11 protein-coding genes and 1 riboswitch are annotated in these 14,507 nt (G+C 39.3%); of the genes, 3 read left to right on the top strand and 8 right to left on the bottom strand.

The features are described 5' to 3' along the window. Nucleotides 1-4 precede the first annotated feature (4 nt). A complete protein-coding gene (gene ribE, locus GI584_RS03025) occupies nt 5-637 on the bottom strand; it encodes a riboflavin synthase (protein WP_100362092.1) in 633 nt (210 codons plus the stop codon). Continuing rightward, nucleotides 637-1,725 carry a bifunctional diaminohydroxyphosphoribosylaminopyrimidine deaminase/5-amino-6-(5-phosphoribosylamino)uracil reductase RibD gene (gene ribD / locus GI584_RS03020; protein WP_267902837.1) on the bottom strand — a complete coding sequence of 363 codons (1,089 nt, stop codon included), beginning with the start codon at nt 1,723-1,725 and terminating at the stop codon, nt 637-639. Before ribD ends, ribE begins: the two co-directional genes overlap by 1 nt. 159 nt (nt 1,726-1,884) lie before the next feature. After that, nucleotides 1,885-2,037, bottom strand: a riboswitch (FMN riboswitch). Nucleotides 2,038-2,165: 128 nt separating this feature from the next. Here ribD and GI584_RS03015 point away from each other — a divergent pair. Further along, nucleotides 2,166-2,339 (top strand): PspC domain-containing protein, encoded by a 174-nt coding sequence (locus GI584_RS03015; RefSeq protein WP_228552400.1) that lies wholly within the window; start codon nt 2,166-2,168, stop codon nt 2,337-2,339. 14 nt (nt 2,340-2,353) lie between these two features. Next, nucleotides 2,354-3,259, top strand: coding sequence for a nuclease-related domain-containing protein (locus tag GI584_RS03010; protein WP_153790202.1), 906 nt, complete (start codon nt 2,354-2,356; stop codon nt 3,257-3,259). A gap of 325 nt (nt 3,260-3,584) precedes the next feature. Here GI584_RS03010 and murB read toward each other — a convergent pair whose 3' ends face one another. From murB to GI584_RS02980, 6 genes are all read right to left on the bottom strand, one after another. Beyond that, nucleotides 3,585-4,487, bottom strand: coding sequence for a UDP-N-acetylmuramate dehydrogenase (gene murB, locus GI584_RS03005; RefSeq protein WP_153790201.1), 903 nt, complete (start codon nt 4,485-4,487; stop codon nt 3,585-3,587). Between the two features lie 115 nt (nt 4,488-4,602). Continuing rightward, the gene (gene argF, locus GI584_RS03000) at nt 4,603-5,532 is read right to left on the bottom strand and encodes an ornithine carbamoyltransferase (protein ID WP_153792894.1); all 930 of its coding nucleotides are present in this window, start codon (nt 5,530-5,532) and stop codon (nt 4,603-4,605) included. Between the two features lie 2 nt (nt 5,533-5,534). Beyond that, nucleotides 5,535-8,771, bottom strand: coding sequence for a carbamoyl-phosphate synthase (glutamine-hydrolyzing) large subunit (gene carB, locus GI584_RS02995; protein WP_153790200.1), 3,237 nt, complete (start codon nt 8,769-8,771; stop codon nt 5,535-5,537). Further along, the gene (locus GI584_RS02990; RefSeq protein ID WP_153790199.1) at nt 8,764-9,858 is read right to left on the bottom strand and encodes a carbamoyl phosphate synthase small subunit; all 1,095 of its coding nucleotides are present in this window, start codon (nt 9,856-9,858) and stop codon (nt 8,764-8,766) included. Before GI584_RS02990 ends, carB begins: the two co-directional genes overlap by 8 nt. Before the next feature lie 202 nt (nt 9,859-10,060). Beyond that, a complete protein-coding gene (argH, locus tag GI584_RS02985; RefSeq protein ID WP_153790198.1) occupies nt 10,061-11,485 on the bottom strand; it encodes an argininosuccinate lyase in 1,425 nt (474 codons plus the stop codon). Continuing rightward, nucleotides 11,482-12,741, bottom strand: coding sequence for an argininosuccinate synthase (locus GI584_RS02980; RefSeq protein ID WP_100362101.1), 1,260 nt, complete (start codon nt 12,739-12,741; stop codon nt 11,482-11,484). Before GI584_RS02980 ends, argH begins: the two co-directional genes overlap by 4 nt. Before the next feature lie 378 nt (nt 12,742-13,119). Between GI584_RS02980 and GI584_RS02975 the strand changes: the two genes are divergently transcribed. Further along, nucleotides 13,120-14,046, top strand: a complete 927-nt coding sequence (locus tag GI584_RS02975) for a DUF4349 domain-containing protein (protein WP_153790197.1) — start codon at nt 13,120-13,122, stop codon at nt 14,044-14,046. The last annotated feature ends 461 nt before the right edge of the window (nt 14,047-14,507 follow it).

The raw sequence follows: 14,507 nt of genomic DNA, 5'->3' as shown, positions 1-14,507 counted from the left end.
CTCCTTAAAATCCGTATTTCTCTAATTTATCTTCTGTAATACCTGTCGTTTGATTGGATGTTTGCAGGAGACGCTCCATATATTTTGCTAACATATCAAATTCAACGTTTACGATGTCTCCTTGATTTTTTGCACCAAGGACAGTTGCAGTTTGAGTTTCCGGTATTAATGAAATGGTAAATCCTTTTTCGTCGAGCCCAAATACTGTAAGCGATGTACCATCTACTGAGATAGAACCTTTCATCGTAATATACCGCGTTTCAGGTACGGAAATATAATAATACTTAGCGTTATCTTCTTGCCATGTGCGTTCAATCGTTCCCAAAGCATCGACATGACCGGAGACAAAATGGCCGCCAAATCTACCGTTTGCATGCATCGCACGTTCTAAGTTAACTGCAGACTGTGCAGATAGTTTGGATAGCGATGAACCTCGGAATGTTTCAGGAATCACATCGACGGTAAACCAGTCAGAAGCAAAATTAGTTACAGTTAGACAAACACCATTGACAGAAATACTATCCCCTACCGAGACATCTTCTGTTACCTTTTTCCCCTGTATTTTTAATTGTAATGCTTGATTTTGCTGGGTGATCGACCCTATTTTCCCTTTTTCCTCTACAATGCCAGTAAACATCAGGACTCCTCCTTTGGGTTTGCAATGAGCTTAAGATCCGGACCAATTTGTTGGATTTCTATAAATTCTAGTTGTTGCGCTTCTTTCATCGCTAAAGGTGATGCACCACCGATTACGGACTGTGCATCCTGACCTCCTAATAGTTTTGGTGCAATATACCAATGGCATTCATCATAAAGCCCGCTTTTTAAAAAAGCTTGATGTATGGTTGCGCCACCTTCTACATAAAGGGATTGCACCTTCTCCTCTGCTAAGATTTCCATTAAATCAGTTAGTTCAATTTTTTCGGAAGGCAGTTGAATCACTTTGATATGTGGGTATTTTTTTGTAAATTCCGCTTTATCTACCTGATTACTACATACCATCCAAGTTGGTGCATTGGATTCAAATATATGAAGATTCCCTTTAAGTGATAAATGGCTATCTAAAATAATGCGAATTGGGCTTTTTCCGCCTTGGGGCAGACGCGTTGTTAAACTAGGATTATCTTTTTCCACTGTTTGACGTCCCACTAAAATGGCGTCATGTTTATGCCGTTCTTTGTGGACATCTTCTCTTGCTTCTTCAGACGTGATCCACTTGCTATCACCTGAGACAGTTGCTGTTTTCCCATCTAAAGTAGTCGCTGCTTTCAAAGTGATAAAGGGGCGCTTTTTTTCCAAGTAATGAAAAAAATGTTGATTAATACGTAAAGCTCGCTGCTCTTGAATACCAATTTCCACTCCAATACCAGCATTTTTTAAGATGGCAACACCTTTTCCCGCTACTTTGGGATTCGGATCGAGACAAGCAATGTAGACTTTTTTCACTTCACTTTTTACAAGCAATTCTGCACATGGTGGTGTTTTACCGTAATGAGCACAAGGCTCGAGCGTAACATAGACGTCCGCTCCTTTTGCCTTTTCACCTGCCTGAGCGATTGCGTGTACCTCGGCATGTGCTTCACCTGCTTTTAAGTGAGTACCGACACCGAGCAATTCACCATTTTTTACAACTACCGCTCCAACAGAAGGATTCGGACTTGTTTGACCTATTGTCGCTTCTGCGAGGTTGAGTGCAAGATCCATCCATTCTTCATTTGTTCTCACTTGATCATCACCTTTTGTCGATAAAATCTAAAAAAGCCCTAGGCTATATACCTAGGGCTTGTGTATTTTAATTCATAGTAAAGAACTTGGTTTTGTGGTTGCAAAACTATGAGGACACCAAAAGAACTACTTTTCCCCATAGAAAAGTCACTACGTCACCAATTCCTTTTCCCATCCAGACTTTCACTGTCGGCTTCGGATTCTCACCAAATCCACCTTCACATGTTATACATGATCCGGGTCACGGACTAAAAAAGCGTCTATGCTTTTATCACCGTCGGTCGGGAATTACACCCTGCCCCAAAGGAATCTTTATCGCTTATTTAATTATGTAAATAGTATATAGAATTTTTCCACTGTTTGCAATATATCTGTTTGTGGGTTGGTGGAAAAATGTGTTAATATGGGGAGTGAAAGGAGTTTATCGAATGTGACGAAAAATACGAAAATCAGCTACAGACAGATCCCTTCATGGAGTATGCGGCGGTATTGCCGAACACTTCGGAATTTCTCCTTTTCTTGTCCGCCTACCTTTTATACTTTGTATTCCAACAGGACTTATTATTTATATCATCTTAGACAATCTGCTTCTAGACACCCCGAAATCCTTATAGGAAGGAAAAATTCTATGATTGAGAAAACTTTGAAAAAACCGCATGAATTATTAATATATGAAGCACTGTTATCCAGAATCCCTTTTTCAAAAAAGGAGGAAAGTTATTTCCACAATTTAAAGCTGGGATATGAAGGAGAGGAGAAGTTTGAGCAATTATTGAAAGAAAAAATAGACGATCAGTTTATCGTGATTAGTGATCTATGGTTGGAAGTTCACACTACTACTTTTCAAATTGATTCCATACTACTTACAGGTGACACACTTTGCTTTTTTGATGTAAAAAATTATCCCGGTAATTATATACATGCCGAAAAACGATGGTACAAGCTACCACAAAAAGAGATCAATAATCCACTCTTACAACTAAAGCGTAATGAAACATTAATGCGGCAGATTTTGTTGGAACTCAATGTTGATCTAGCAGTCGATAGTTATGATGTTTTTATCAATCCAGAGTTTACCCTCTACCAAGCCCCGGTGAATAAGCAACTCATTTTCCCGACACAAATACCCAAATTTATAAAAGAGTTAGTTGCAAAACCTCCAATAACATCCTTACAACATTCATTGGCAAAACAATTGATAGCACGAGACCTCGGAAAATATCCGCATCCTAGGATCCCTACATATGAATATCACCAATTAACGAAAGGCTTCCGCTGCGGTAAATGTTGTAGATTAACTGTTTATATCGAAGGACGAAATTGTGTCTGTTCCAAATGTCAGCAGGTGGAACCTGTCCATGGTGCTCTCTTGCAAAATATTGAAGAACTTCGCTTGCTTTTTCCGGATAAGAAATTGACTACAAATCTGGTTTATGATTGGTGTGGGGGAGGGTATTCTAAGAAGAGTATCAAAAGATTTTTAGAAAAGAATTTTAGAAGTGTTGGAACTCATAAATGGGTTTATTATCTATGATTTGGAAGAAAAGTAAGTTATCACAGACAGTTGAACGGATAGTTTGATTATTATGTCCATAAGATTAATTCTTACGGACACTTTTCGAGGATTATAGATTATTTTGTCCGTAAGATTAGTTCTTACGGACACTTCCTAGGGAGTTTTTTTATTTTTTGTCCATAAGATTGATTCTTATGGACACTTTTATTGATTCTAAATTAATTTTGTCCATAAGATTGATTCTTACGGACACTTTTATTGGTTTTTAATTTATTTTGTCCATAAGACCAAGGGTGAAGATATTTATCCTATTCTTTGTTCACACTCATTAGTATACGGATCTTCAGTCTTCCCCCAATATCCGCACTTCCCTCTCTAATTCCACACCAAATTTTGCTTTCACTTCTCGTTGTACCATTTCAATGACAGAGATATATTCTGTTGCGGTAGCATTGTTTTTGTTTACGATGAAGCCTGCGTGTTTAGTGGATACTTCCGCTCCGCCGACACCTTTTCCTTGTAACTCACTGTCTTGGATCAGTTTTCCAGCAAAATATCCGGGCGGTCGTTTGAATACACTACCACAAGATGGATACTCTAATGGTTGCTTCGATTCTCGTTTATAAGTTAAATCGTCCATGACTGCTTTGATTTCATTATAGTTGCCTGTTTCTAAGCTGAAGGTTGCTTCTAATACAATATAACCTTTTTCGGCGATGTTACTTGTGCGGTATGCTAAGTCAAAGGAATCAGCTGGCAATTGATGTACTTCCCCAGCAGAATCGACGACTAGTGCGCTTTCTAGGCAATCTTTCACCTCTCCACCATAGGCACCTGCGTTCATATACAACGCACCACCAACTGTTCCAGGGATACCGCATGCAAATTCTAATCCGGTTAAATATTCACTCAAGGCAAAACGAGATGCATCAATAATACGTGCGCCACTCTCTGCAATCACTTTGTTCCCTTCTCTTCTAATACCTAAAAATTTTTTCAAACTTAAAACAATCCCGCGAATGCCTCCATCTCTCACGATTACATTTGAACCATTTCCTAATAAAGTAAAAGGGACATCTGTTTTATTAGCATAGCGGATAACTTCTTGAACTTCTTCGACAGTGGATGGAGTTACAAAATAATCAGCTACTCCTCCTAATTTTGTATACGTATGATTTTTTAATGCTTCATCTATCAAAATATGTTCTGGATTTATAATTTGTTGTAATTCTTTAAAGATACTCATGTTAGACCAATCCTTTAATTTACTATTGTGTAAAGCCACACAATTAATCTTTATTATAGCAATAACAAAATATGAACTGCAAACATGAAAAAAACTAGATCTCTAAAAAAGAGACCTAGCCCATCAATGCAACCATTAACGCTTTTTGTGCATGTAATCTATTTTCTGCTTCCTGAAAGACAACTGATTGTGGTCCATCAATAATTTCTGCTGTGACTTCTTCCTCTCTGTGGGCTGGCAAGCAATGCATAAAAATGGCATCTTGCTTAGCATGTGAGAACAATTCCTTATTCACTTGATAATGAGCAAATGCTTTTTCCCGTTCTTTTTGTTCTTCCTCTTGACCCATACTTGCCCAAACATCGGAATAAATGACATCCGCATCTTTCACAGCTTCTACGGCATCTTCGGTCACTAATACCTCACTGCCATCTGCAAAAGAGGTTGCTAATGCTGTAATTTCATTTTTAGGTTGATAGTCTTTCGGTGCTGCAATAGCAACATCTAACCCCATTTTGGCACAGCCAATCATTAACGAGTGAGCCATGTTGTTACCATCACCAATATAAGCAAGCTTTAAATCTTCGAGTTTCCCCTTTGTTTCTTTAATGGTTTGCAGGTCTGCTAACACTTGGCAAGGGTGGTAATCATCGGTTAAGCCATTGATTACCGGAACCGAAGCATTCTCTGCTAATTCTTCGACATCTTGTTGGGAAAAAGTACGAATCATCATCCCGTCTAAATATCCCGACAATACTTTTGCCATATCAGAGATGGGCTCACCTCTGCCTAATTGAATATCATTAGAACTTAAGAACAGACCCATTCCACCTAGTTGATAAATCCCGGTTTCAAAAGAGACGCGAGTACGAGTGGATGATTTCTCGAAAATCATCCCCAATGTTTTTCCTTTTAGTGGCTGATACAACTCACCATTCTTTTGTTTTTGTTTGATTTGTACTGCCAGTTCTAAAATATAAGCTATTTCAGCTTTTGAGTAATCAGCAAGTGTCAGGAGACTTCTCCCTTTTAATTGTTCTTTCATACTCAAGGCATCGCACGCTCCTTTTTGTTTAAGTCGGGTTTATTATTACGATAATTCTGAATGGATACAGGTAATTCTAAATCTGTAGTTGTTACTTTGATATAAGCACTTAACGTGTCATTTGCTGTAAAATGCAATGTATCGGAACGTAAAGCTGCCTCACGTAATGAAACATGCTCATCCTTTTCACCAGTGCGGTGTGTATCTGCAATAAAGGCGTACTTCTCGTCTACGCATTTTTGTTCTGCTTCTTCAAGCTTGGTAGTAGTGTCAACGTGAAGACCGTGATCCGTTAATAATGCTGCTGTTTCTGGATCAGCTTCAATCGATGCGTTCACAGACTTCAATTGTTCACTAAGCTTTTCATCTATTTTGGTTAAGGATAAGAAAATAGTATCCTGCTGGCTTAATGCTTTAAGACTATCTTCTTTCCAGCCAAATGCTTTTGCCATCGCCTGTTCTACCGTTGTACCGAATCCTATCGCTTCGCCTGTTGATTTCATTTCAGGACCTAGAATCGGGTCCACTCCTGGTAACTTGTTAGTTGAGAATACTGGCATTTTCACGGCATAATATGGTACCTCATCATGTAGTCCTAGCTTCCATTCCTGATCGCTCAGTGATTCTCCCATTTGTACACGTGTCGCCAGATCAACCATTGGAACACCAGTTACCTTACTCGCGATTGGCACGGTACGAGATGCGCGCGGATTCACTTCCAGTACATACACAGTATTTCGATCTTCACTTAGGACAAACTGAATATTCATGATCCCTTTAACATCCAATGCCTTGGAGATTTTTTGCGCGTATGATTCAATCAACTGTTTATGCTCTCTACTCAGACTCGGCGCTGGAAAAATAGCCACACTATCACCGGAGTGGACCCCGGCTTTTTCGACATGTTCAAAAATGCCTGGAATTAACACATCTGATCCATCACAAATCACGTCAATTTCCACTTCATACCCTTCAATATAGCGATCAATTAATAATGGAAAAATTCGATTGTCATGTGCTTTTCCCTGTAAATCTGCTAAATATTCTACCAGTTGGTTTTCATTATGCAAAATCACCATTCCTTGACCACCAATAACATAGGACGGGCGCATTAAAATTGGATAGCCGATTGCCTTTGCAACTGCTTTTGCATCCTCCACCGCCATTACGGTGTCACCAGGAATATGTGGTATATTTAATCGTTGTAACAGTTGATAAAATAATTCACGATCTTCAACCGCTTCAATTGCTTCCAATGCTGTACCAGTAATCTTAACGCCAGCTTTTTGCAAACCATCAGCTAGATTAATCGCGGTTTGACCACCAAATTGAACTAAGACACCCTGTGCATTTTCTTTCTCAATCACATGCAAGACATCTTCAACTGTTAACGGTTCGAAATACAAATGATCCGCCGTGTTAAAATCGGTACTTACTGTTTCAGGATTGTTGTTAATAACAACGGCATCAATACCTTGCCCTTGCAGGGACTTGGCTGCATGAACCGAACAGTAGTCGAACTCCACTCCTTGGCCAATGCGGATTGGACCGGAGCCTAACACAACCATACGTTTATCCCCATTTAGCGATTCTACTTCATCCCATTCATTCCAGGAGCTGTAAAAGTAGGGTGTTTCTGCTGAAAATTCGGCAGCACACGTATCAACCATTTTATATGAAGGGACTAGTTTTTCATCTTTTATTTTCTGTTGAATGTCCGCTATGTCTACGTTTAGCAACTTAGCTAAAGTAAGGTCAGAAATACCAAAGGCTTTTGCATCTCTTAAGTCTCCTGCTTCGATCGCTTTCCATTGTTTCGCAGCAATCTCTGCTTCTTTTGCAATCATCGCTTCTAACTCATACAAAAAGTATTTATTGATCGCTGTAATGTTGTGGATCTCTTCCACGGTCATTCCTCTACGTAAACATTCCGCAACTATAAACAACCGCTCATCTGTCGCTTGATCCAGTGCGGTATGTATCTCTTGTTCAGATAACTTTTCCACACCAGGTAAATGTAACGAATCCAGACCAATTTCCAATGAACGAATCGCCTTATTGAGCGCCATTGGGAAGTTACGTGCAAGTGCCATCACTTCACCTGTGGCTTTCATCTGTGTACCTAAAAGACGGTCGGCTTGCGTAAATTTATCGAACGGCCAACGCGGAATTTTTGCTGCAATGTAATCAATCGCTGGCTCAAAGCTTGCATACGTATCCCCAGTAATCGGGTTAATCACCTCATCCAAGTGATAACCTAGCGCTACTTTTGCCGCAATACGCGCAATCGGATACCCCGTTGCTTTAGATGCTAACGCACTGGAACGGCTAACCCTCGGGTTTACTTCAATAATGATATAGTCATCATTGTCCGGGTTCAGCGCAAATTGAATATTACATCCACCAATAACCCCTAACTCACGGATAACCTTTACTGAGGATGTACGAAGCATTTGATATTGACGGTCCGTTAACGTTTGAGACGGTGCGACAACAATACTGTCTCCCGTATGAACACCGACGGGATCGAAGTTTTCCATGTTACATACGATAATGCATGTATCGTTAGAGTCGCGCATCACCTCATATTCAATTTCTTTCCAGCCTTTCACACTTTGTTCAATTAAAACTTGATTGATTGGGCTATAGTGTAGGCCGTTTTTTACAATTTTGCGTAATTCATCTTCATTATTTGCAATTCCACCACCAGCACCACCTAGTGTGTATGCAGGCCGTACAATCATCGGGTAACCGACTTTACCGGCAAAGTGAGCAGCTTCGTCAACAGAAGAAGTGGATAGACTCTCTGCAACTGGTTCGTCGATATCTTTCATCATCGATTTAAAGATTTCACGATCTTCCCCTTTTTGAATCGTTTCAAGGGGTGTACCTAATAAAGTGACATCGTATTTTTCCAAGACACCAGCTTCATCTAGTAAAACCGCCATGTTCAGGCCTGTTTGACCACCTAATGTCGGCAAAATACCATCAGGTCGTTCTTTTTCAATAATTTTTGTAATCGAGTCACAAGTTAACGGTTCGAGATAAACTTTGTCTGCTATATTTTCGTCCGTCATGATCGTTGCAGGATTATTATTTACCAGAATTACTTCTACGCCATCTTCTTTTAAAGCAAGACACGCTTGGGTCCCGGCGTAATCAAATTCGGCTGCCTGCCCAATCACGATTGGACCGGAGCCGATTACGAGTACTTTCTTTATATTGTCTTTCCTAGGCATGCTGTTTCTCTCCCTTAGTAATAAACTGCTGGATAAAATCTACGAATAAATGATGGGTATCGATTGGGCCAGGATGCGCCTCAGGGTGAAATTGTACCGTCATTAAAGGTTTCGTTTTATGTTTTAAACCTTCCACTGATTTATCATTGACATTAACGTGCGAAACGTACCAATTATTCATACTAACAGAGTCATAGTCGACTACATAGCCATGGTTTTGTGATGTAATCATAACTTTACCGGTTTGTAAGTCTTTAACCGGGTGGTTACTGCCTCTGTGACCGTATGGTAGTCGTTTGGTTGTTGCACCATGCGAGAGTGCGATTAACTGGTGCCCTAAACAAATCCCCATCGTCGGAAAGCTTTCTGAGATTTGTTTAATGTTTTCCGATAGATGCGCCAATGCTTTAGGATCACCGGGGCCATTGGATAATAATACACCATCTGGATCCAATGATTGAACTTCGATAAAAGTAGTATTATATGGAACAACAGTCACATCACAACCCAATTCTACTAGTGATTTTGCGATGGAATGCTTATAGCCAAAATCCATTACAACCACATGTGGTGCTGGATGATTTGCTAGCGTATTTGTTTTGTAGGATGTTTTTTCTTTAACGGATACCGTTGAAACAATATTCGGATTAACGGAAGTATCTACAGGTTTTTCATTTGGATCCTCTGTGATATTTCCGTATACCTCTCCATGCTCACGAATAATACGTGTCAGCGCTCTTGTATCGATATGGGATAATGCTGGAATATCGTGCTCCTCTAACATATCCATTAGTGTATTTGTAGATTCATAGTGTTCTGGGTTATGACTCGGTGTCGAGACGATGAACCCTTTTAGAGATGGTTTGATGCTTTCATAATCAATCTCATTCCAGCCGTAGTTTCCAATTAACGGATAGGTCATGGTAACGATTTGCCCTGCATATGATGGGTCTGTCATCACTTCTTGGTAGCCCGTCATCGCTGTATTAAATACGAGTTCCCCTTCTGCTTGCTTCGGTTTCCCTAGCCATCTACCTTCTAATACATCACCCGTATTTAAAACAAGATAACCTGTTGTTTCTGACATTGCGCTCCTCCTCCAATATCTAACAATATATAATCTCATTCACATTAGTTTTTCATGTTTAATTGTTTATAATTATACTATAAAATTTATATTTATGCATTAACTTTTTAAAATTTTTAAAAAGGAATTAGGTTAGTGCTTCCATTACGCATGACTTCATTATTAGAAAAACGCAACTGAAGTTGGTCAGTTGCGTTTCAAGTTATTTTTTAAGAACATTTACTTTTTCCTCATGGGTTTCGATCCATGTTTTACTTTCTGTTAGACGACTTTCTGCCTGTAGGATTTGATCTTCAACACGGTTCTTTGCTGTTCCTCCGACAACATCACGAGCGTTCACAACCGCTTTTGGTGATAGTACATCGTAAATATCTTCATCTATCAACTCAGAAAAGCTTTGGAAATCCGCTAAGCTCAAATCCAGTAAATATTTATTTTCCTGTATACAATGCAATACAACTTGCCCAACAACCGCATGTGCTTCACGGAATGGCAAATCTTTATTAACTAAATAATCTGCTAAATCTGTGGCATTAGAGAAATCCTCTGCGACTGCTGCATACATATTATCTTTCTTCACTTCCATTGTCTCGATCATCGGTGCAAAAAGAGCAAGTGCTCCTTTTAATGTCTCCATTGTATCAAACATACCTTCTTTATCCTCTTGCATATCTTTGTTATATGCAATTGGTAAACCCTTCAACGTTGTCAGCATCCCCATTAAATTTCCATAGACACGCCCTGTTTTTCCTCTTACTAATTCGGCCACGTCAGGATTTTTCTTCTGAGGCATCATACTACTACCCGTACAGAAGGCATCATCTAATTCGACAAAATTGAACTCGGCACTGGACCATTGCACTAATTCTTCACTCAAACGGGATAAGTGCATAATCGTTAAAGATGCATTAGATAAAAATTCGACGACAAAGTCACGATCACTGACAGCGTCTAAGCTGTTTTCCACCACACCATCAAAGTTCAGTTTCTCTGCAACATACTGTCGATCTATTGGAAAAGTTGTACCCGCTAACGCTCCCGCACCAAGCGGTGAGCGGTTTACCCTTTTGAAGCTGTCACATAACCTTTCCGCATCACGTTCAAACATGGATACATAAGCCATCATATGATGGGCGAACAACACTGGTTGTGCTCGTTGCAAATGAGTATATCCTGGCAAAATGGTGTCTAAATTCGCTTTTGCCTGTGTCAGAAGCGCCTCTTGTAAATTCGTTAGCAATTCGACTAATGTTACAAGCGAATCGCGTAAATACAAACGCATATCCAGCGCCACCTGATCATTTCTACTTCTTCCAGTGTGTAATTTACCACCAACAGCACCGACTTCATCAATAAGCAATTTCTCGACATTCATATGAATATCTTCGTTTGCTTCTGTTAATTCTGCTTCTCCAGCTTCAATTTTTCCAGCTACAATCTTCAAGCCTTTTTTAATTGCTTCAGCATCTTCTACTGGGATGATCTCGCATTCCGCAAGCATTTCCACATGTGCTAGACTGCCTTGAATATCGTATTGTGCTAATTTTTTATCAAAACTGATCGATGCTGTATATTCATCGACTAATTCATTTGTTGGTTTTGTAAATCGTCCGCCCCATAATTTCATAATTTCACTGATTCCTTTATATCAATTTTTGTTTTTTCCATTATTTTCGCTTTATCCGCATGTACATCATTTACTGTTGAATGTACTTTTGTCGGTAATCCCCACAATTTAATAAAGCCAAGAGCTGCGTCATGATCAAATTGATCACCTTTGTTATAAGTAGCAAGATCAAGATCATATAATGAATTTTCTGATTTACGTCCTACTACAAATGCTTGACCTTTATACAATTGAACTTTTGCAACGCCATTTACATATTTTTGTGTTTCCGTAATAAAAGCTTTGAGTGCATCTGTTAATTGTGTAAACCAAAGCCCATCATAAATTGCCTGTTCTAATTGTTGTTCTACTACTGGCTTGAATTTGGTAACTTCTCTCGGAAGTGTAATAGACTCAATTTCATGATGTGCCTTAATAAGGGTAATAGCTGCTGGTGCTTCATAAATTTCACGTGATTTAATACCAACAAGACGGTTCTCTACGTGATCGATTCTTCCAATACCGTGCTTACCTGCAATATCATTCAGTTTTAGAATTAATTCATGTAATGGGTATTCCTGACCATTAATCGCAACAGGCTTTCCTTGCTTGAACTCAATTTCAATAATTTCTGGCTCATCAGGAGCATCTACTGGGTTAACTGTTAATTCAAATGCATCTTCAGGAGCCACTGCCCACGGGTCCTCTAAAATACCACATTCATTTGCACGTCCCCAAAGGTTTTGGTCAACACTATACGGACTGTCTAAATCAATTGGAATTGGAATACCATTTTCTTCTGCATATTTAATTTCTTCATCTCTGGTCATTCTCCACTCACGAACCGGAGCAACAATTTTAAGGTCTGGATTCAAAGATGTAAAGGCAACATCGAAACGCACTTGGTCATTACCTTTACCCGTACAACCGTGTGCAACCGCCACTGCTCCTTCTTTTTCCGCTATATCTACAAGTACTTTTGCAATTAACGGACGAGATAATGCTGACACTAATGGATATTTGTCTTCATACATAACGTTCGCCTGTAATGCAGGTAAAACAAAATCTTCCGCAAAAAGCTGTTTAGCATCAACAGAGTAGGATTTAATTGCACCTACATCAATAGCTTTCTTTTTCACAAATTCTAAATCTTTTCCTTCACCGACATCCAAACCAACCGCAATAACATCATAATTGTATTTATCTTGTAACCATTTAATTGCAACAGAGGTATCAAGTCCCCCAGAATAAGCTAAAACAATTTTTTCTTTACCCATGAAATAACCTCTCCTTAAGTGTATTATCTATTTCTAGATGTGTTCGTTTGATTAATTATGTATTATTATGCACTATTTAGTATATTAATTCAACAGTTATCCTGAAATTTTTTTATTTTTTTATGGGAAAGCGCAAGAACCTGTTAAGCGACGTTTGTACTGGGCACGTGCAACAGGGGGAATCGATATTGCTACGCAAAGTGGCATTCCTAATCGATCATGCCTTCCGCAGAGGATAAAGCAAAAGTTTAGATGTTTTTTCATTGTTGGCACCACACCAGCAGAAAATATACAAGTCAATGAATAAATATAAATTATTGCCTTTTCTGTAACCTCTCTGCTTTTGCCACGTCTAATCCAACAAAAGGAGTGGTCAATTTGAAAAAAATAGTATATGTATTGATGTTGATTGTTTTCCTATCTGCTTGCTCCAACAACGCTGAGGATAACAGCTACGAATCAGCTGACGAAGATGTAGCCACTAGTGAAGAGTCAAGCGGTCAAGCGGGCATGAGTACTAATAATAGCCAATTAGAAAATAAAGTTGAAATGGATGAAGCAGAGGAAGTAGCGGTAAGTGAAGATAATGAGGAAAGCTTGGAAAATGTAGAGGATAGAAAAATCATCCATAATGCTCATTTACATTTAGAAACAGAAACATTTGATGAAACAGTTGATTTTTTAGAAAAAGAAACAATTAATTATGATGGATATGTTGTCAATTCCAATGATATAAACCACGGAGAAGATGCAGAACGATATGGCAGAATGACCGTCCGGATCCCGGCTGACAATTTTCGAGATTTTATCGCAATAGTTGAAAACGGTAATTTAAAAATTCTGGAAAAATCAGTTAGTGGAGAAGATGTCACGGAGCAATATGTTGACTTAACTTCCAGATTGAAATCGAAAGAAGTGGTCGAGGAACGATTACTTGCTTTTATGGAAGAAGCGGAGAAAACAGAGGATCTATTAAAGATATCCGACGACTTAGCAGCTGTACAAGAAGACATTGAACAATTAACGGGGAAAATAAATTATTTAGAAAACCAGTCTGACTATGCAACCATTGAGATGGAACTGACAGAACGTAGAGTTGATATGCCTTCCGTTCAAGATGAATCATTAAGTACGTGGGAAAAAACAAAAGATCAATTCCTGAAAAGCATACAGGTACTCCTGTCGATTGCATCTGGGCTTTTTGTATTTCTTATCGGCAATGCGCCTATTATTATTCTATTCCTGATGACCGGCCTCGTTGTATTTTTTGTTATTAAAAAGAACGTCAAAAAACAGAAAGAATAGCCTCACTCGCAGGAGACTCACCTATCCAGTCGCAGCCTAAAACCGGGCATAACCCGCCCGGTCCTACTTTGTTCACCTGATACGTAATAGATAAAAACTGCGACATAGTGAAAATTCTTTTTAGCGATACTTTCTCCCATTCTTTCATGTATGAGTGGTAAACCGTCGCTGCGGAAAAATACTCCCTTTCCAGGGGCACGGCTTCAGCTTCCTCGCGAGCAAAGACCACTCACTGCGGGATCTTCAGCTCGCACTGGTTCCCTAGGAGTGTCGCATTTTTCCGCAGCTTGGTGTAATTCTTTAGTTAAGTAAGAGGAAGTCCATTGATTATATTTCCAAAGGATTGCTTCTTGCCACAATAGAACGTCACTATTAGCGGAGGCAGAATACGGAGACTCCTGTGGGACAGCGAGAGCTGAAGATCCACTTTGTGAAGTGGTTTCCTTCACAAAGTTAGCTGA

The organism is Gracilibacillus salitolerans (assembly GCF_009650095.1).
Classification (GTDB): Bacteria; Bacillota; Bacilli; order Bacillales; family Amphibacillaceae; genus Gracilibacillus; species Gracilibacillus salitolerans.
Note: the sequence above shows the minus strand (reverse complement) of the source record. Positions and strands in the feature narration are given on the sequence as shown.